This window comes from Bradyrhizobium sp. Arg816 (assembly GCF_029989365.1).
Classification (GTDB): Bacteria; Pseudomonadota; Alphaproteobacteria; order Rhizobiales; family Xanthobacteraceae; genus Bradyrhizobium.
The window spans coordinates 39057-57719 of the sequence record NZ_JAPRAQ010000034.1 but is presented as its reverse complement, the minus strand read 5'-3'; the positions used below and the strand labels follow the sequence as shown (position 1 = coordinate 57719).

Annotated in this window: 13 protein-coding genes and 1 riboswitch; of the genes, 7 read left to right on the top strand and 6 right to left on the bottom strand. The window is 57.8% G+C overall.

The window, feature by feature from the left end:
* Positions 1–1061: 1061 nt before the first annotated feature.
* Positions 1062–1868 carry a nodulate formation efficiency C protein gene (locus tag OWC48_RS42075; RefSeq protein WP_282525275.1) on the bottom strand — a complete coding sequence of 269 codons (807 nt, stop codon included), beginning with the start codon at positions 1866–1868 and terminating at the stop codon, positions 1062–1064.
* A 1017-nt stretch (positions 1869–2885) separates the two neighbouring features.
* Positions 2886–3089: riboswitch (cobalamin riboswitch) on the top strand.
* 102 nt (positions 3090–3191) lie between these two features.
* On the opposite strand from OWC48_RS42075, the gene metE reads away from it, so the two are divergent.
* Positions 3192–5537 (top strand): 5-methyltetrahydropteroyltriglutamate--homocysteine S-methyltransferase, encoded by a 2346-nt coding sequence (gene metE / locus OWC48_RS42070; RefSeq protein ID WP_282525274.1) that lies wholly within the window; start codon positions 3192–3194, stop codon positions 5535–5537.
* Positions 5538–6736: 1199 nt separating this feature from the next.
* On the opposite strand, the gene OWC48_RS42065 is transcribed toward metE, so the two are convergent.
* The 3 genes from OWC48_RS42065 to OWC48_RS42055 all read right to left on the bottom strand — a co-directional run bounded on the left by OWC48_RS42065 (position 6737) and on the right by OWC48_RS42055 (position 9341).
* Complete coding sequence (locus tag OWC48_RS42065; RefSeq protein ID WP_282525273.1) at positions 6737–7336, bottom strand: hemerythrin domain-containing protein; 600 nt, start codon at positions 7334–7336, stop codon at positions 6737–6739.
* A gap of 1232 nt (positions 7337–8568) precedes the next feature.
* Complete coding sequence (fixJ, locus tag OWC48_RS42060) at positions 8569–9174, bottom strand: response regulator FixJ (RefSeq protein WP_282525272.1); 606 nt, start codon at positions 9172–9174, stop codon at positions 8569–8571.
* Positions 9171–9341, bottom strand: coding sequence for an ATP-binding protein (locus OWC48_RS42055; protein WP_306664724.1), 171 nt, complete (start codon positions 9339–9341; stop codon positions 9171–9173). The genes fixJ and OWC48_RS42055 overlap by 4 nt, the downstream gene beginning before the upstream one ends.
* On the opposite strand from OWC48_RS42055, the gene OWC48_RS42050 reads away from it, so the two are divergent.
* Entirely contained in the window at positions 9309–9587 is a 279-nt protein-coding gene (locus OWC48_RS42050; RefSeq protein ID WP_282525291.1) for a hypothetical protein, read from the top strand. The two genes, OWC48_RS42055 and OWC48_RS42050, sit on opposite strands and share 33 nt — an antisense overlap.
* Before the next feature lie 331 nt (positions 9588–9918).
* Here the strand turns inward: OWC48_RS42050 and OWC48_RS42045 are convergent, their stop codons facing one another.
* Entirely contained in the window at positions 9919–10257 is a 339-nt protein-coding gene (locus OWC48_RS42045) for a hypothetical protein (RefSeq protein ID WP_282525271.1), read from the bottom strand.
* A 1327-nt stretch (positions 10258–11584) separates the two neighbouring features.
* Between OWC48_RS42045 and OWC48_RS42040 the strand changes: the two genes are divergently transcribed.
* The 4 genes from OWC48_RS42040 to OWC48_RS47585 all read left to right on the top strand — a co-directional run bounded on the left by OWC48_RS42040 (position 11585) and on the right by OWC48_RS47585 (position 15376).
* A complete protein-coding gene (locus OWC48_RS42040) occupies positions 11585–11812 on the top strand; it encodes a hypothetical protein (RefSeq protein WP_282525270.1) in 228 nt (75 codons plus the stop codon).
* A 770-nt stretch (positions 11813–12582) separates the two neighbouring features.
* A complete protein-coding gene (locus OWC48_RS42035; protein WP_282525269.1) occupies positions 12583–12801 on the top strand; it encodes a hypothetical protein in 219 nt (72 codons plus the stop codon).
* 1325 nt (positions 12802–14126) lie between these two features.
* Positions 14127–14438 carry a hypothetical protein gene (locus tag OWC48_RS42030; protein ID WP_282525268.1) on the top strand — a complete coding sequence of 104 codons (312 nt, stop codon included), beginning with the start codon at positions 14127–14129 and terminating at the stop codon, positions 14436–14438.
* A 560-nt stretch (positions 14439–14998) separates the two neighbouring features.
* On the top strand, positions 14999–15376 hold the full coding sequence (locus tag OWC48_RS47585; protein WP_404979901.1) for a hypothetical protein: 378 nt from the start codon (positions 14999–15001) through the stop codon (positions 15374–15376).
* Between the two features lie 884 nt (positions 15377–16260).
* On the opposite strand, the gene OWC48_RS42020 is transcribed toward OWC48_RS47585, so the two are convergent.
* A complete protein-coding gene (locus OWC48_RS42020; RefSeq protein WP_282525267.1) occupies positions 16261–16488 on the bottom strand; it encodes a hypothetical protein in 228 nt (75 codons plus the stop codon).
* Between the two features lie 865 nt (positions 16489–17353).
* On the opposite strand from OWC48_RS42020, the gene OWC48_RS42015 reads away from it, so the two are divergent.
* A complete protein-coding gene (locus OWC48_RS42015) occupies positions 17354–18454 on the top strand; it encodes a sulfotransferase (RefSeq protein ID WP_282525266.1) in 1101 nt (366 codons plus the stop codon).
* Positions 18455–18663: the final 209 nt, after the last annotated feature.

Below are 18663 nucleotides of genomic sequence, written 5' to 3'. Positions count from 1 at the left end.
TCATGACCCAGGCGGCGCGACTGGCGGCCGCTCTCTCTTAGTACGGTTCACCGCGATCACATGTGGAGAGTTACCCAGCAAGCCCGGCGCAAGGGCGTGCGTTGCGCCAGGGAAATTTGGAACGGCAACTCCGTGGCTTCGTCGTATAGGCACCGGGCGACGGGTAAGGCGCCCGCGTGTTGGGAGGATCGCGATTCGGTGCGAGGCCTCAATCCACAACATGGTTGCCCCATCGCGGCACTCGGGCAGGTAGCTCTGGTGCGGTTTAACCGACTCAAGCTACAAATCATTCTCAACGACCTCGCTACACAATGGGAATGAAATGGTTGCAGCCCCCCGGGAATTGCCGGTCTCTTCTTACGCGCTTGAAGTGGATGGCCAACTCAGAGCCGAATTCGCAACCAGAGACGGCGCCAGGGCAGGCGGAGTAGAACTAAAGAAGCGTTTTCCCATGCTTCAAATCCGGATCTTTGACGTGCAGACGAATGCGCGCGAGGAAATCTAGCGCCGACTCTGTTCGGTCCTTGATGCCTCGCGCACGGCTCCGGGGCTCCTCGCCGGGGGCAATCGGAAAGAGGCCGGTGCTCAGGAGGCATGCCGGCCCACTAACACTGCCCGATTACCGCCTTAACGGGTTTCGTAGAAGCACTCGATCCGCGTGCCGCCTCGGCGTCGGCATGCTCACGCTCTTGGGGGTGCCAGTCAGTGCGCGATGCGCGGCGCGCACGCCGGATGGGCTTGGGCCCGAGGCATGCATCTCCAGGCCCGGCCCCTTGAAGAGTGGCTTGGAAAGCTGGTTCCTCGCGGATTGGTGTCCTCCCACTGCGTCGGGTGCGCCGGGGGCCGAATCTCGCCAGCTGGCACGCGCCGCTGAGCTCGACGCCTCGCAGAAAGAGTCGGAGGTAATCGGGCTGCCCGATTTGTTCCTGACGGGCTGAAGGCTGCGGGAAAGGCTCGCGTGAAAGCGTAAACACGGACATTGTAGAGCTGATATCTCTTGCAGTTGCTCTGAGGCGTTCGGCGGAAGGAGCTGCGGCGCGATCTTGCTCTGCGCGACCATTTTACCGAGGGCCTTCGCTCCCCTCTAACTCTTCCCGTTCCTTTGGCTCCATGCGAGCGAACCAGGAGCCAGGTGGAAAGGCCGCGATACGCTTGGCAAAGGAGGATTGCGGCTCCCAATCTTGCCCTTCGCTCTTCTCGAAAGTGATGACCCCGTTGTGTGTAAAAAAACGGGGCCCTGGGATATTACAGTTCACCAAAAGCAAAACGCGCCACAGATCACCTTTCTCGGTCGGCTTGTCATTCTGCTTCGGCAAGTAGTCCACTCCAACAGGTTCAACGATAGTGCAGTGGCCCTGCCACAGAAGATCGCCGAGCTGGCCTTGCGTAGTCGTCACAAAGTTGAAGTTGCTCGGATCATGCAGAAAGCGAAGATTTGCGTCCCTTTTGCCATCCTTGACTTCACTGGCGATCAACGAGAGCGCCAGGGCGCGCCAGCCCAATTCCATCGGCTTTGCATAGGTCGACGCAAGTTGAATCGTGCCGTCGAGCGCGATCTTCCAGGTGATAACGTACTGTTCGTCTGATGTATCATTCCGGTGCCTGGTCCACGAAACGAAAACATAGTCGTTTTGGTCAAGTTCAGCGACGCCCCACATTCGAGGGACAAACTGTGCCACCTTCGAGACGTTGGAGATAATTTGTTCTATTGTCTCGCCGTCTTGCGCTCGCCACGTTGACTTGAATCTTTCGATAAGGGGGCTCTCGTTGGCGCGAACACTGTTGCTCGTCGGAGCCAGCCCGGCCAGGCAGATCAGGGATTGACCGAGACAAAACCATAACGCGCGTCTTCCAAACATTTTCCTCATAACTGTCGGCCTATCTGGTTTCATCCACACGTCATTCCAAAGCGGGCAACCTTCAACCTGTTATGCGCGAGCGCAAGAAGTTAGCGGCGACGCAACGGGGAGACTGATGGTGTCCCGTGCGAGCAGGCGCTCCCCTCAATGTCACGCGCCGCTAACTTCGCTGCCGGCGACAGCCTCAATTTGCTGTGCTGGACATGCCCAGCAGGAGGAGACTGGGCATGCCGAAGACTTGCATTCTTCGTGCCAGGTAATAGACGGCAATTCGAACCGCTTTTGTGTCCTCTTTGTCGACTTTCCGACTGGCCCACGTCTGGATGTTTCCGTTCAGCGCTATCCAGCGCGGCTTATGCATCCTCGTCACGCACCGGATATTCGACGGCGCAGCGGAACGCCTCAGTGCCAAGTTTCTGATGAGAATTGGGAGCACGTTTGCCGCCATTGAACCGTTTGATTCGGTATCGTTGCCAGAATGTGCCTTTCGATCTCTGCCATGCGTTTGGGCATTTGCGGCCAATGGGCCATGGTGCGTTTGGCGCTCCTTTCGACATGCGGCGCTCCGGAAGTCGAGAACAGCCTCAGTCAGGTTCGCTTTGCACTCGATGGCCAACGAGGCGAAGCCGATCTTCACCGCCGAGCATTTGGAGTCTGGCTGGACCGCAAATCAACGTGCTGGCCGGGTATTGTTACTGGCTTTGCCAGCTTGGGCCTACCAACACGGATCCTGTGGGCCGAGAAGGTGGCTGGATGGTGGACGTGCTCAAGCAACCGCGGGGAAGCCGGGACTCGCAACAGATGCGTTCTGCTCGAGGCAGCAGTCCCGACCGCGCAAGCCGCATTTGTCCCTTCCACCGATCTGGCATGCGGCCCGCGGGCAGCTGCGATGGTCATTCCGTATCGCTGATTGGAGAGCGCTTCTACATCATCTCAACGATAGAGATGCACGGTCATTCGCGTAGCAGATGTCGCAGCATCAGCTTGAGACATAATCTGAGAGGTTGACGGAAGACTTCTCTTGCCGATAATCCAAGTCGTCGAGGTTCTCCGGTTTCCATTTGATCCGGAGCTAAGAGGGAAGCCGGTGACTATGCCGGCGCTGCCCCCGCAACTGTGAGCGGCAAGCCGCTGTCCAACGATGTCACTGAAGCCTGCGCGGCTTCGGGAAGGCCGGACAGAAGCGATGACCCGCGAGCCAGGAGACCTGCCCCGACAATATATTCGTCCACGGGCGGGGTGTCCCGGTGGTGCGCCAAGCAGCCGTCGCACCGCGCGACTTTCCCTGCCTGCGTCCGCCACGGCCTCTGCCCCCAACTTGGGGTTAACGCTATGTCTCTTCTCTCCCTTCCGGTTGCCACGCTAGGAACGCCACGCATCGGTCCAAGGCGCGAGCTCAAACTCGCTCTAGAAAGCTACTGGGCCGGAAAAAGCAGCGAACAGCAGTTGCTCGAGGACGCAGCTGGCCTGCGTGCCGCAAATTGGGCTCGTCAGAAATCTATCGGCGTCACGGTCATTCCATCCAACGATTTCTCGCTGTATGATCAGGTGCTCGACACAAGTGTCATGGTTGGCGCCATCCCGGAGATCTACGCCTCGAAAGGCGAATCCGTTTCGCTCAAGACGTACTTCGCCATGGCCCGCGGATCAGAATGCGACGATCAGGATGCGAGTTGCGGTCACGGACCGCGGGGTTTTGGCGCACCTGCGCAGGAGATGACCAAGTGGTTCGACACCAACTACCATTACATGGTCCCCGAATTTCACAGGGGACAGACTTTCAGGCTATGCTCTCGCAAGCCGATCGAGGAGTATGAGGAAGCCAAGGCCCTTGGCTTTCAGACCCGCCCTGTCCTGATCGGGCCTGTCACATTCCTAAAGCTCGGCAAGAGTCCCGATCCTGCGTTCCAGCCACTCTCACTACTGGATGAACTGATACCGGCCTATATCGAGGTTCTGCAGGAATTGGCCCAACGTGGGGCAAATTGGGTTCAGTTCGACGAGCCCTGCCTGGTTCTTGATCTGGATGAGAGGGCGCGACAATCTTTGCGACATGCCTATGACCGGCTCGAAAAGGAGGGGCCAGCCATCAACATCTTAGTTGCCAGCTATTTCGGCGACCTCGGGGCCAATCTGGACACCGCCTTGAGCCTGCCAGTTGCCGGACTGCACCTCGATCTCGTTCGGGCGCCACAGTTGTTGGACCAGGTCATCGCTGGCGGCCGAAGTGATCTCGTCATGTCGCTCGGTGTCGTCGACGGCCGGAATGTATGGCGGTCGAATTTGTCCTCGCTGCGCCAGCGGCTCGGACCCGCGATTGCGAAGCTCGGCAAGGATCGTGTACAGATTGCCCCATCCTGCTCGCTGCTTCATGTGCCGGTCGATGTTGAACTCGAAACCGGGCTCGCTTCCGACGTCAAGAGCTGGCTTGCTTTCGCAGTCCAGAAGATGCGGGAGCTCGCGATCCTGGCGCGGGCACTCGCAGGCAACCAGAATGTTGCGCTAGCTCTTGCCGAGTCGGAATGTGCCGCGACTATCCGCCGAACTTCGCCGAAAATCCGTGATGCCAATGTCGCTGTCCGGATGAAAGCGATCGATCAGACCACGCGTCGGCGCGCGAGCCCATTTCCCCGCCGTACCGAGATCCAAAGCAATCGTTTCGGACTACCGGCTTTTCCTACCACGACGATCGGATCGTTTCCGCAGACCACAGAGGTCCGGAATGCCCGTGCGGCGCATGCGCGAGGCGCGATAAGTGACGAGCAATACGACAGGTTCCTCAAGGACGAGACTGCGCGCGCCGTACGTTGGCAGGAGGACATCGGTCTCGACGTCCTCGTGCACGGCGAGTTCGAGCGCAATGACATGGTGCAGTACTTCGGCGAGCAGCTCGCCGGCTTCGCATTTACCAGGAACGGATGGGTGCAGTCCTACGGCTCGCGCTGCGTCAGGCCACCGATCCTGTTTGGCGATGTAGTGCGGTCGAAGCCTATCACCGTGGACTGGTGGCGCTACGCGCAATCACTAACGAGGAAGCCGATGAAGGCGATGTTGACCGGACCGGTGACGATCTTGAACTGGTCCTTTGTTCGCGATGATGTTCCCAGAAGCGAGGTCTGCCGCCAGATTGCGCTCGCGATCCGAGACGAAGTCCGCGATCTCGAGAATGCTGGTGCGACCATGATCCAGATCGACGAAGCCGCACTGCGCGAAGGAATGCCGTTGCGTCGATCGGAGTGGACGGCCTATCTCGACTGGGCCGTGGATTGCTTCCGCATCTGCTCATCGGGCGTCGCCGATGAAACGCAAATTCATACACATATGTGCTACTCGGAGTTCAACGACATCATCGGTGCGATCGCTGCAATGGACGCAGATGTCATTTCGATCGAGACGTCGCGCTCGAAAATGGAACTACTCGACGCGTTCAGGAACTACGAATATCCAAATCAGATCGGGCCGGGCGTCTACGACATCCACTCTCCACGCGTTCCCGAGACGGGCGAAATGACGGAGCTGATGGCGTTGGCTCGGGCCCGGCTGCAGGATTCGCAGCTCTGGGTCAATCCGGACTGCGGCCTGAAGACGCGCAAATGGGAGGAGGTTCGGCCGGCGCTAGCGAACATGGTCGCTGCCGCCCGCCAACTGCGCGCTGCATTCGATCCGCGAGGCCGTTGATGCGGGCTTGGGTCTATTCTCGACAAAGCTGATCCTCTTGCGGTCATTTGCGCACTCGATAATCCATGGAGCCTTGGGAACACAAAAAAGCCCGGCCCCGCGCTTTAGCGGGCCGGGCGAAAGTCTGGGAGGAGCGACGCTGACGCATCGCGCGGACTGCCATCGGCGGAAGAGAGGACAACCGCCGGTTCGATCACGGCAAGGACATTCGCCGAAAATCTGAGCCCAGTTGAAGCCCAAGCTCAGCGTAGCTCAATTATGCCGTGGTATGCGACTGTTTAGCCTGAAGTGTATAAATATACACCAAGGTTTGTCGCTCAAGAGCACGTGGGCCACGATTACGACAGCGATCAGGGGCGGTGATGCCGGGCGGTCACCGCAGGGGATGAGCCGCAAACTCGGTTCGCTCCTGGAAACCTTATGCTCGATCAGCGCGACGATACGAAAAACCCGGCTCCAAGGATCTCGCAAGCGTGGAGAATGCATGAGCGGCTGCTATTGATTTGAACCCTGCTTAAGGCAGTCCTTGGTCGACCGGTTCCACCCGATAGTCGGGCTTCGGCTTGGGCCTCTGTTTGAGAGTCTATGAGCGGACCACGCGGAGGATGTCGCGAGCTTGGAGATGGCACGGTGCCGATAGGGTGCTCCTCAGCGGTCAGCGTGGTCCTGCCCTCAACATTGGCCAGTTAAGTGATGGCGATCTCGGATCCGACACGACTCGGCTCCGCGCAGAGTTAGACCGGACGTCCAGCACCTTGCCGTTCGTGCTAAACGTACCCGGGCGAGCATGCCTCGCAGTTGGCGTGCTATGGGTCGAACCAGCTGCGGTCGGATCATTCAGAGCGTGCCGGGCTGGGAAGGAGTGGGAGTGCTTCGCCGCACCGCGCGGCCGCAATCGTCCGTCCTTATGGGGCGCCGGACATGAGAGGCATCCGCTTCCCGCGATGTCACTGCGCAACTGCTAGACTGCGACGGTCACATTGTGGAACGTGCCGGAACCAGAGCTCAGGAAGGCTCGGCCATGGCGTTTGCGCCGGTGGTCGAGGAAGCGATCATAGTGCGCAGAAGCCATTTTGGCGGTACGGCAGCCTACGTGCCAGCGAACACCCCCATTTTCATTTCGACAGGATGAGCATGAGGTCTTATTCCTGCTGTAAAACGGCAGCGATCAATACGGCCCCTCCCGTCTCGGCGCCGTGTCAGGGGGGCCGGCCTTGGTGGACGAATAACGCGACCGAGCTCCGTTCGGCCTCAGCTTCTTGCTCCAATTTCAGAATATGCGCTCTTAGCGCATCGGAAGTGGCTGCCGCTGTCTCGCTGAACAGCGGATCTCCAAGATCGGTGACGGCGGAAGCGATTTCGGTCCATTCCTGTGCCGAGAGAGCCTTCAGTGCGACCGGAAAGAAATCTCGTTCTTCCCACATCATGTGGCGCCGCTCGCGTAGTATAAAGTCGCGTATGATACTGCCGACGTCTTGCCGAAAGAGCTCACAATCCGCGAGGATGGCGTCAATAGCTCGCGCGAAGCGGTGCAAACGGTCGACGACTTCCTGGTGTTCAACCGCGAGATCGCCGACGATTTCAGCTGCATCCGGATCGCAGGCCTTGAGCTTGGAAAAAATCAAGTCTTCTTGTGGATGATGGTACACCTCGGGGTAAACCTCGAAATAGCTGATAATCGCGCGAATGACCTCATAATCGGGACGGATCCCTTTCTCAAAAATCTCCAATTCGCGTTGGAGAGCGGCCAGAAGCAGATCAATGTTGCGATGCTCTCGAAGCAAAAGATCGATGATCATTGCGGTGCTCCTGGAGGCACAATGTAGGCCGGAAGCGTTTCTGCCACTTGCAAGTTCGCCCAAGCCGAGTTCGGTGTCCTTTGCGCTGCAATTTTCCGCGCTGTTCGACGCAAAAAAGCAGCGCGCTTGACTTGAGCTGGCGTAAATCAACTTAGCCGAAGTGTTGAGGTTTCCCACGCAAGGCGCTCGTCGGATAGCAGCTGGTCTCGGTAAAACTGGCGGCCTGGGCCTGCATGGCGGACCCTATCTTGCGAACGTCGATGGGACGCAGATTGGCTGATCCTGATGAACTGGAAAATTTGGATGTTTTCCCTAGGTAGAAGTCACTAAGTATTTACACGTAGGTGCCATGAGCAGGGCGTCTTCAATGGGGGCGGCGCGGTCCCTTGTTTGCTCAAACATGTTCAAATCGGATTAGAAAGCTGCATGCTGGCTCGTCGGCCGCGTCCATGGAAACAGTCGGAAGCGCACGGCCGCACCAGTGAAGAGCTCCAGCCAGCCGAAAAGTTGTCGTCCACCGCCACTTTCGGCTCGGCGCAGGGAATCTATTCGGGGGCCTTGGCTCTGATCCCCGTCAGCATCGGTCGGCCGCGGAGGTGACGAGGCGGATATTAACGGCATCCCGATCGATGTACGCTGGCCGACGTGGTCGACGCGCTTGATGATCATGCGGTACGCTGTCGTAGCCCCCCTTAGTGGTGTGTGACGATGGTTAGGGCGGCGCGCCTCGGCCGGAACCGCACTCTGCGCGCGTTGGTATGCCAGCGTTCCGTGCCCGCAGTGCCGCTTCGGCTCTCTCCAACGCACGCGACCGTTTAATTTCGGCGACTGAAGTGACTGTCGCCCAGCCGGGCGCAATGAGCGAATGATGGTCCTCTCGTAGCCGATTGCCACAGCGTCAAGATGCGCACTTGTGCCCAATGCGATGGAAGTCGAACCGTTCACGGCAGCCCGCACCGGGAGCTCCGTTGGCGGATGGACCAGTATATTGCCGAACTATGCCGTCCTCCGGGGTGACAGACCTGCTGTCCATCGGAGCACAAATGTGGGCCCACGTAATTGATCTGCTTCATGTGCCGTCGTGATTCAAGAAACCAGCAGCGTGTGTGCATTAGTAGCCGTCACGAAAACATGATCGGCTCGGTGCGGTACGCCTGAAAACCCTCCGTTCGCCGTCTGGACTGCGCAGCTTGGATGCATGAATAAGCCATTCGCGCCATTTGCGCTGGTTGCTAGAGTCCCGCAGTAATGGCGATCCGCATCAACTCAGACATGCTGCGGGCATTGGTCTTGGCCATGAGGTTTGCACGGTAAACCTCGACTGTCCGGGGACTGATGCCGAGATCATGGGCGATCACCTTGTTAATCTTGCCGGCTAATAGTCCCTGCAGGACGTCACGCTCGCGCGACGAGAGGCCCGCGAGGCGGGCTTCCGCCTCCAGTTTCGCTGCGTCATCGGCTGGTTTCGTTGGCCGCGCTTCCAATGCACTATTGATCGCACGCAATAGCACCTCCTCCACGAACGGCTTCTCGATGAAGTCGACCGCACCCGCTTTCATCGCTTCGACTGCGAGCGATACGTCGCCATGACCAGTTATCAAGACGACGGGGCAGTTGACGCAATTGGCCTTCACTTTACTGACTAGTTCGAGACCGCTCATACCCGGCATACGGATGTCTGACACAATGCAATCAACTGGACCTCTCGCGGCGTCATTAAGAAACGCGGTCGCCGTCTCATAGGTTGCTACGTAGAAACCGTTTACATCAAGAAGAAACGCGAGCGAGTCCCGCATTGCGGCGTCATCGTCGATCACAAGAATGCGCCGCCCAATCATGTCTCTTCACTAAGCTCCGCAAATGGCGCGCTGAACTGAGGGATCGTGCTGCCACCCGGATTCGCTTCCGCGACGATATGGCCGCCATGTGACTCGATGATCGTCCGGTAGATTGATAGCCCCACACCCATGGCATGCCTTTTAATCGTGACAAAGGGCTGGAACAGTCGGTCGGCGATATCAGCGCTGATGCCGGGGCCCTTATCAGCAACGGTGAACCTGTCGACGTGGCAACTTCGCAGCGCGGGCAGGAAGCCATGGCCTCGACCTTCTGGATATGGATCTTGTACTGGAAGGTAGATGTTCGTGAACGTGAGGTCCTGAAGATATGGAGTTCGCGCCGGGCACAGCACGAGAGCCAGCGCGGCGGTGCCATAGCCTTACCAGACGTGGTCGGACATGTTTCCTGGTAGACCCTCTCATTCGATCGACTCTACATTGTTTCCCACGAGAGGCCACCGGACCAGAACAGGCCTCAACTCACACCAATCTATTGTGCAGGATGGCCCCCGCTATCTGGCCATATGCGCCAGTGCGTCGGCTGCACGGCTACGTGTTCTCCGGTCTTGGCCTTGATCCAGCCGCCGAAGGTCCGGCGGCAAGGAAAGACCACCCGGTGAATGGTATTACCCTCGATCACGGCAATCTCCAGATCCCGATCAAAGGGCGGCGCCGTCTCGAGCCGCTCCCAGGTCAGGTCGCCAGTAGATCTTGGACGGTGTTCATCGCTGCTGGCTGACAAATTCAGGCAACCTTCTGAACTACGGACGAGATGGCTTGGGCCGCCGCGCGAGCAGGCTCAGCCCAATATTGCCCAGGCGGCGTGGTCTCGATTGCGCCAGTCGCGGCCGGGGTTTTATCGGCCGTGGCGCCGTTGAACCTATCGTGCCGGGACATGATCGGCTCGCCAACCGAAATATTAGGATTGGCGCTGCGAAACAACTTCCGGGCTTCGGTCGAATCGATCTGGATCAGCTCAAGACCCCGGCGGTTGGTATTAACCGCCGTTCTGCAGAAGTTGAACTGGACTGCCGCTCCCGCAATCTGGCCCCCGGCGGGACTAATGTCCCCGTGGTCTGTCATGTCGAACATCCTTCGTTGGTGGGAAATCTCCTTGTCCCACGGCGTCATCGTGGGGCATTGGGTTGTGATGACGTCAGCCGCGCCCTTGGAAGCGGGCGGCATCCCCGAGACCCGGAAGACGCCGGAGCTCGCTTGACCCCATTCGGACGGGCCTAGCTGCGCTCGGCGTCGATCATCGCGCCCGTCCGCGGGTCGATGAAGTGGACGCCTTCGCACGCGGCGCAGGTTATTGTGTGCATGTCATCGGCACGCGGCTCGGGGACGTCCGGCAGAAGTTCTTGAACTCGGTCGCCGGATCTGGACATGAAAAGATGAGGGGCGCCAAGTCTTTCTGTCTGCCATGTGTGTGACCTAGGACGGGAAGCTCACTTCTATCAGTAGGCCGTCGCCGTAGTATTTGATGCAGGTCAAAAAGAGCTGATGCGCATCCAGAATGGCCGACCTCGAGCGGCTGCTGCGAGCCGCACAGGCCCGCGTTGGCAGGCGACATGTCCAAGTCGGGCGATCCGCCAGGGCTTCGCGTTGGTCCGCAACACGCCAGCGTGTAGCGGGGTTGATTTGAGGCGCACCGCTCGCGAGGGCCACGACAGCATTTGTCCTCGATGCTGCGATACCGGCAAGCAGATGGTCAATTGATCGCTCGCCTCGCATTATCGGTGGCCTTGCCGGGCAGATCCCCAGCCATAGGCTTTGGCGCTGAAGTCCTGAACCCTGGGCTCATCGAAACGTTGGCTGCGGCAAGCGTGATCATCGGCTTTGCTGTCGCGGCCGCAGGGGCGGTTCGCCTCATTGGCCCACGATCACGTGGGCGTAGGTCTCGCCATCGATAGCCCCGGCCGCCGGCGCCCGTCAGAAATGGCTCTGCCGGTGATTGGCGCAATGACTTGGCGTTTGCGGCAATGCCTCGTGAGACCATCAAGTATCGCGTGTAAAGTTCGCGGCCTCTCAAGTCCCCATATTGCCAGCGGTTGAGTATGGGATCGATAGAGATCAATAGCCGGCGGGCGTGACGGCGCATGCGGCTCTCAATCATCTCTTCAGACATTCCTCGATTCATCGGCGACTCAATTTTGTCAGTCGAGGGCATGAGCAGACCAGAAGGCGTTATCCCTCGGCCCAAAACAGAGTGCGATCCGCCAAGCTGGACAAATAGAGGTCGCGTGGTCTGCGGCACAACAGGAGCGCTCGAGCCGCGGTGCCAAAGTTTCGACCTTATCTCGATGGAGGAGCGGACAAGCTCTTGGGGATGCTGCTTGAGGCAGCTCAAATACACTTGTGGCGCGAATGGCAGAATGGTGGATAAGCAAACCCACAAGAAGAGGATGCCATGCCTTCATTTAATGTTCGGTTCATTAAGACCGTTTGTGACGATACCGGGCACGAACATCGTGCCTGTCAGGCAGCGTTCAAGGTTGATGCCGCCTCGCTGAGTGCTGCTGCACAGCAGGCGGAGAGCGATTTCTGCAAGCAAAAGAGTGTTCGCGATTGGACAGTCTTCGCCGATGTGATAGAGCTCCGAACCCCGCCTGCATTGCCGCCGGCATGGGCTGGTTAGCTTGACTTTGGCGGGGGAAGCCTGCGAATTGAATTGTGGGTCAATCTGTAATCTAAGCGTGATCCGGACAGGATCGCGTTGACCGTCGATTCGAGAAGAACTGGTGATGCTGGCGTCAAATCGGCGAGCGCGCTGTTGTCTCACGACACCTAGCGGACCTCGCAGTTTGCCGCCTGCCGCTCAACTGGCTCTGCAGCGCTCCGTCAAGCGTCGTACCGGCAGGGCCATCCGGAAGGATCCGCTCCCACAAGTCGGTCTTGTTTGATTCATGTCAAGCACAAGTCTGCCTCTGGCAGCCATGGCTGTTTCAAAGGGTATGCGTGGTTGGCCAATCTGCACACATTAATGCCCTTGACGGTTAAGGCATCTGATCAGCCGGTTGCGCGCGAGCCTGTCCCGGACATCCGAACCGGGCTTACTTGAGCCCGCGGCAAATCGATGCGATCGCACGTGTTGTCCGCATCTGCCTTTCAAACCATGGCGCAAAGAGCGCGCTCTCCTGAACATTTGAGCAAGCGCCTCGCACTTGACGGTTTTTCCGAGAATGCGCTTGCTGCCGCTATGGAGACATATTGCGCGATCTGCAGCGGGTGAGCGGCCTATGTCAGACCAAAGTCCGCTGCGCCGCCGACCTCGAGAGGCAAAACCATGCAAGTCCGCTCAAAGACTGCCCGAATGAACAGACCCTGCGCGCTCGGTCGTGAGATATCCTCCCCTTTCGCGATTGATTGCGCTCAACAGTTCCTCGCCGAAGATCTTGACTCCCGAGCATGCCCGCATTCAAAGAGGGCCGACACAGGACAAGCCTCATTGCCGCCTCGAAATCCACGGCATGGGTGAAGCAGTCCTTATGTCTGTACTCGCTGTTTCTGCCTACGTTTTCTTCTTTGCCGCAGCGATGGGAACACGATTCGGCGTTTACCTTCTGCGTATTGCTCGCTTTCGCCGCCAGCCTGGCCGCCGCGGCCGTCATCCTCACGCCGCTATGAACGGCCGGCGCGACTACCGCAGGCGGAGATGATAGGTCTGCCGAACTACAACTCGGTCCGATCAAATTCGCCTCGGTAACGGCGATGTGGCCGCTAGACAAAGTAAATGCAGTCTAAAGGGCGCGGCGTATTGCATGAAGACGCTCAACAGAAATGGTGAGTGCGCTCCACCTGCTCGGGCGCATATTCCTGACAAGGACGGCAATATTCCTAAAACGCGGATGGTCATTATCGTGTCGATCTGACGAAGGCTGATCCATATCGACCTCATGTCGGCCAATGGTCAGATGTCAAGGGCACAAGTTGGACCGAGGAGCGTAGCACTTTGTGACTGGCGAATCTCGCGTTCGCGCTATGAACGCCATGTCTGTGTTCCGTGACCAGTGGGCGGTAAGTTGGGATGTGAACACGTTCACGTCCGGCGGCACCATCGTGCCCGCAACGGTCCTCACGTACATTGAAACAGCAGCACCCGAGTGCGATTTGATCGCGCGGTCAGGGATAAACTCAGAACAAAAGAAGATTGCCACGCCAGACAATGTCAATCAAATTCGTCCGAGCGGCAAAAGTCCGTCGCATCACAGATCAGGCTTCTGTCTACTGAAGGACAATTCAGTTCACCGGCTCGTTATCGATCCAACGGTTGCCTGCAAAGCTTATTACCTTATCGAGAACGACGCCCCGATAAGGGGATCTGTTAGCGACAATAAGGCGTGCGAAGGCTCCTGTATTCTCGGCAATGCGGAGCACGTGAAGGAGAAGCGGGATTGCGCCATGCACGCTCAAGTGCGGGCGAAATCTGGAGAAAACTCGCGTAGAGTCTTAAAGCGCAACTGTTGCTTCGATGTCACCAAATGTATGAACCGGCGATCTACGCTCGTATCAAACGAGGGACGACATGTTCGATATTTATTTGAACGGAAGACGCGATCTTTTGGTCGTTCCGCGAGGGTTTGCGATTCCTGCGGGGTTGGCCGGCAGTTGGAAGCGAAAGAAGCGGGCGGTGCGTTCAGTGAGCGATGTCATTCGCCAAGATGTGCAACAGCGCGGTTACCACCGACGTAGTTTGATCTCAAATCGGTCGAAGACGACAGGGGAGAACTCGTCACACGCGTAGCCAACGCGGCTATCTCCGCTGACCCATTCTCCAAAACACTCTGGGCAGGATGCCGTCGAGAACCTTGCTTACCGCGTCGACGGCAGGTGGATATCCTGCTTCATCAGGCTTATGGCGCAAGGTTTCTTTTGAAAAGCGGCGCACGGCGCTGCGACTTCCCTCAGGATAAGTATTATGGAGCTTTTCCTCGACTCGATGGCGTGCTCGCGTGAGTTTTCAGCTGTCCATACTGAAGATACTTGCCGGCCAGCCGCACGGACGGGCGAGCATCGAAGTCGTTAAACAGCATTTGGCCATCTATTACAGCAGCGGCCCAGAGTGGCCGGCGCGTATGAAGCGCATCGCGAGCCGCGCGCCCCAACTCGATATTTTTGGCCAAAGGCTGATCGAGCGAGAGGCCGGGTGCTGGATTATCACCGACGACGGAAGGAAGGCTCTTGAGAGGCTCGAACTGCTAGATCTGGGTGCTAAGCAGGGTCAGGTTGAGCGGGAGATCGCGCAAGAGCCCGAAGATGAGTAGGCGCCCCTGGTGTCTTCCCAGCTACGAACGAGCGCGCGCAGAAAGCGCTCCCCGGCAAGCGATTGAGCCCGCGCAAGGGCTATCGGCGTGACGGCTTGCCGCTCAATCCCTTGCTGATGGCCACGTAACCCGATTAGATCGCGCAAGTTCAGTTTGGACATAATGCAGTGGCTATTGGTATGTGAAGTGGTTCAGCGCGACCAAGGGATGATATGGCTTCATCAAACCTAAGGAATGGAGGAGCTGATGTCTTCGTGCACTCCGACGCGTTGAGCCGAGCCCGGACGACCGACACGAAGACGTGACCGATCTAGTATTCGCGCAAGCCCCAAGGGGTCTCTGGCGTTTAGATAACGAGCGCGCTAATCGTCATAAGGTGACCATAGCAAGAGACCGCCCCGATGTTTCACCAATCGACGCCCTTCTATTCGAAGTTAAGCACGTAGACTAACATGGCTTTCGGAAGACAGGGCGTCTGGACTAGTGCAGCAGTGGAATTGTAAACTTCGTACAGACTCTGTGTTGAGAGGCTTCGTTATAATTGAATGACAGGAACCTCGATGTTTGATCGCTCTAAGCTTAATATAAATCACGAACCTCTCCAAGATGCAGCTGTTCAGGTTCATCGCGATTGGCCATTCCAGAACATGACCGAGCTAATACCCGGCGCGAGTTCCGACGACTGTCCTTTTTTACTGTCGTCGCGCGAAAAAACTATGTTACAAGCCCTCTTCTCAGAAGGAGCATTCATCGTGAAAAAAGCAACCAAGAAACGCGTTAAGCGGCGCGAGTGGACCAAGGCAGATATCAAAGAGCTCAAAGTCCATTCGAAGGCTCGGACCCCGGTCATAAAGATAGCAAAAATGACCAAACGCAGCGCCGGCGCGCTACGCCAGAAGGCCTTAAATCTCGGGATCGGACTCGGACATCAGCGTTAATTTTGAGCAGCGGTGCCTAATGGCGCGTTAGGGCGGCTCGCGGGCCGCCCTCTTTGGTCATAGAAACTTTGTCGCACATTAGGTTTGCCGATCCGCGATAAGAGAGTCTTTCACGCACGTGCTGGACTTCAATGTCGCGGAATGCGCTCCAGCGCCTCCTCATCTTTGATCAAGATTCTTGGAAGGGGGGCGACGGCCGCTTGCGATGTGTGATCGCGAGTGAAGACATAGCCTTTGCCATAACTCTGTCTCGAAGATAAAATGCCGAAACGCTCGGTCCCGGAACGCATGCGATGGAGCCACAACGCTCAGTCCTGGGCGCGTTACCTTTCGAGAAGCTGACCAGTCTCAGACGAACTCCCCTAGGGGCCGAATCTAGCATCCGTTCGGCCAGCAGCTTGTTCAGCTTCGGCGAGGCAGTCTTGGCCGCGCTGGGCCGAATACATCGGCTGATCGCTTTAGCCAAATGGAAACAACCTCGCAAATGGGGCGTCCTCGAAGCTCACGCCAGGCTAAAGTTTGGTCGTAAGCGGACTGCGCCGAGCCTGTTGGCTAGCTTGAGCTCCGACGCGATATGGCGCGCTCAACAGCAATTGAAACAGCGCTCTGTTGGCTTGGTAGATGGCGGCGGAGCGGTTACGTCCTGTACCCGTCATCACCTGCGTGCCGTCGGCGTTGTGCACGGACCACAACCACCTTCGACCGCGCTGCTTCAAGACATATTCGAAGGATGGGAGCCTCATGCTTAGCGAGCTCCATTTCTGACAGTCGTGCGTTTAGTCTTCTGAATGCCAGAGCGGGCCCTTTCCAGGCGATGCCTCATTGTAGCAGCCTTGGCAATGAGCTCGCTTGATCGGTCAACGTCGCTTTCATCAAAAGTGAGCTCATTTTGCGCTGCCTGTCGTGGCGCCAAAGTCGCGAGATGCAGCGCGTTTGGCCGTCAACGACATCTGCAGGATCCAGGTATCGTTTGCGGAGGACTTATGCCGCAGCAAACCGTTTTTCTCTAGCAGCTTTGAGTGGGTCGTCACGAAGGAAGGGTCGACGTGCATCAATCGTGACACCAGATTGACCGGTACACCCTTTTCAATGCCCAAATAGGCCACCGCCATCAGGATCGTCCACGTGGCCTAGTGATGCCCAGCACAACGGTAGGAAATCTGGCAAGTTCTTCTTCGAGACACGCGTGGTCTGCTCTCCCACATGAACGGCCGGACAATCTCGTCTCCGTCAGTATAGATGCGGCCAAGCTCGCTTGCTGGATCAGGTAAATCCGGTGGCATCTTAAGCCAGGTTCTGTTCTTTACAACCGTCCTTAGGGCCGATTAGGGGAGCGGCAGTGCTGCAAGAGCAGGTAAATCAAACGGTTGGTATAGTTCGGACGGATGGGCTTGCGAACAACAGGCGGGCCGGAGCTATGGCACAGTGTCTTGACGGACCACGGCAGCATTCACGGCAAAGTTGCGTCAGGATCGATGCGCGCTGACACGATAGCTGCGCCCCACCAAGTGAGATGTCCGCGATGTGGTCTGCTTCTTTGCCGCGCTCGCCGAGCTGTCTGCTCTTGTACGCCGAACATCAGCGAGGTGCATGTCGCATTTACGGCTTCAATGCCCCAGCAACGGGCAGCTTATGACTACACGCAATAACCTTCCATGTACCGCGGGCGGTCTTCGGCAAACGTTCGTATAGTTCTTCCCAACCTTCCCATATCGCGATCAACCTTCGTGCAATTGAGCTGGCGCTTGACTTCGTTTCAACTGTCGAGCAATCGAGGAGGCAATTGCAGTTATGCTTCCGTGATCCCGCCCGATCGATCGAACTGAACGGTTCTCAAGTCATGAGTGGTAGACAAAATTCTTGTCGTTTTGACGCTTTGTACGCATGCGGTTGCCCATGTGATCGCGCGGCGGGCTATTTTCGCTCAATCGAGCGAGCGCGGACAGGGGTTGCTTTTCAAGCAGGAGGGTCTGAACGATGAGCGGACGTTTTGGCCGTTCGCCTGAGGTGTGCTTTCTCCTCGGTCTTCCGCGATCCGGGACGACACTCCTGGCGCACTTGCTCCAGCACCATCCAGACATCGTGGCTCCGCCTGAACCCTGGTTGATGTTGGCGCTTGAAGCGTTTGGCATGGTGGATCAGCGTCACCCGGCGGGCAGCTCACTGATCAAGGCCGCGACCTCCGAATTCCTGGGGCGGATAGATCGCACGATCGTCAGCCGAGCTTTTGCCGATGCAGCATACGATCAGTATCTGGCAGAAGCGGGCAAGCGCATCATCATAGACAAGACACCACGCTATTGGACGGTGCTTGAGTTTCTTGAATCTGTCTATCCAGAAGCGCCACACATCCTTCTGATGCGCAATCCCTATGCCATCGCCGCTTCACTGAAGTCGACATGGGGCATCCCACTGCGGACAGAAACCTCGCATTCGGTTAGCGTATCCGGTCTCGCCGATCTCATGCTCCGTCTGCCCGACGTCATCATAACTTCACTCGCCGATTTGGTTCTGGGCCTTCCCAAGCTCGCCGCGTACCGCACTCGCCCGCAGACACAGTTCGTGCAATACGAACTGCTCGTGGCGCATCCGGACGAGGAAACCCGGCGTCTGTTGACGGGGCTCGGCTGTGACCCAGCGGCCGTCGCATCGACCGGGATGAGACAAGCAGATTATCTTCGATCCAGCAGCTTTGGGGATCGAAAAATCCTGGAACGAAACGCCGTCGACGAAAGCTCTGTCAAGTCATGGCAATCTCAATTGAGCGTCGAAGAGATGCAGACCGTGACGGATTTGGTCGGCGCTGAGCTTTTGCTGGAACTCGGATATGAGCAGGAACTGCTGCATGCACAGAAAGCCGGAGTGCTGGATAGGGGAGGTCAGGTAACCGAACTCTATCGTCGGATATTCCGAACCTGGTGGGATTTGCGAATTACCAAGGCAGGAGCATTATCCGGCCCCTCTCACGCTGGAGAGCCGGTCCACACTGCTTGGAACGTTTCGGAGAACCGCGACGCGGCTATCGAGATGTTGCGAGGCGAGGTCGCGCGGCTTGAGCAGATCCTCAATATCTCCTAGGGCGATCTGAATGCTTGCGATCAAAACACGCTGGTTGATTTAGCCAAGATCCTTAACCCGCACGAGCTGATCTCCCGATCAGGTGTGACGTCGGCGCCGGCCGCACCAGGGGCGGAATGCGATATGTTGCCGCGTCTGCAAGTCTGCTGTCCAATTGGGCTTGACCTCATGGACGAGCCTGCCTCTTGGCCGGCCGTTTCCGCCGCGGA

What these genes read in the sequence shown, in the direction of transcription:
- OWC48_RS42075 (WP_282525275.1), bottom strand. Translation starts at nt 1,868, where the DNA reads ATGAGGAAAATGTTTGGAAGACGCGCGTTATGGTTTTGTCTCGGTCAA.
- metE (WP_282525274.1), top strand. Translation starts at nt 3,192, where the DNA reads ATGTCTCTTCTCTCCCTTCCGGTTGCCACGCTAGGAACGCCACGCATC.
- OWC48_RS42065 (WP_282525273.1), bottom strand. Translation starts at nt 7,336, where the DNA reads ATGATCATCGATCTTTTGCTTCGAGAGCATCGCAACATTGATCTGCTT.
- fixJ (WP_282525272.1), bottom strand. Translation starts at nt 9,174, where the DNA reads ATGATTGGGCGGCGCATTCTTGTGATCGACGATGACGCCGCAATGCGG.
- OWC48_RS42050 (WP_282525291.1), top strand. Translation starts at nt 9,309, where the DNA reads ATGCCTTTTAATCGTGACAAAGGGCTGGAACAGTCGGTCGGCGATATC.
- OWC48_RS42045 (WP_282525271.1), bottom strand. Translation starts at nt 10,257, where the DNA reads ATGACAGACCACGGGGACATTAGTCCCGCCGGGGGCCAGATTGCGGGA.
- OWC48_RS42040 (WP_282525270.1), top strand. Translation starts at nt 11,585, where the DNA reads ATGCCTTCATTTAATGTTCGGTTCATTAAGACCGTTTGTGACGATACC.
- OWC48_RS42035 (WP_282525269.1), top strand. Translation starts at nt 12,583, where the DNA reads ATGCCCGCATTCAAAGAGGGCCGACACAGGACAAGCCTCATTGCCGCC.
- OWC48_RS47585 (WP_404979901.1), top strand. Translation starts at nt 14,999, where the DNA reads ATGTTTGATCGCTCTAAGCTTAATATAAATCACGAACCTCTCCAAGAT.
- OWC48_RS42020 (WP_282525267.1), bottom strand. Translation starts at nt 16,488, where the DNA reads ATGGCGGTGGCCTATTTGGGCATTGAAAAGGGTGTACCGGTCAATCTG.
- OWC48_RS42015 (WP_282525266.1), top strand. Translation starts at nt 17,354, where the DNA reads ATGAGCGGACGTTTTGGCCGTTCGCCTGAGGTGTGCTTTCTCCTCGGT.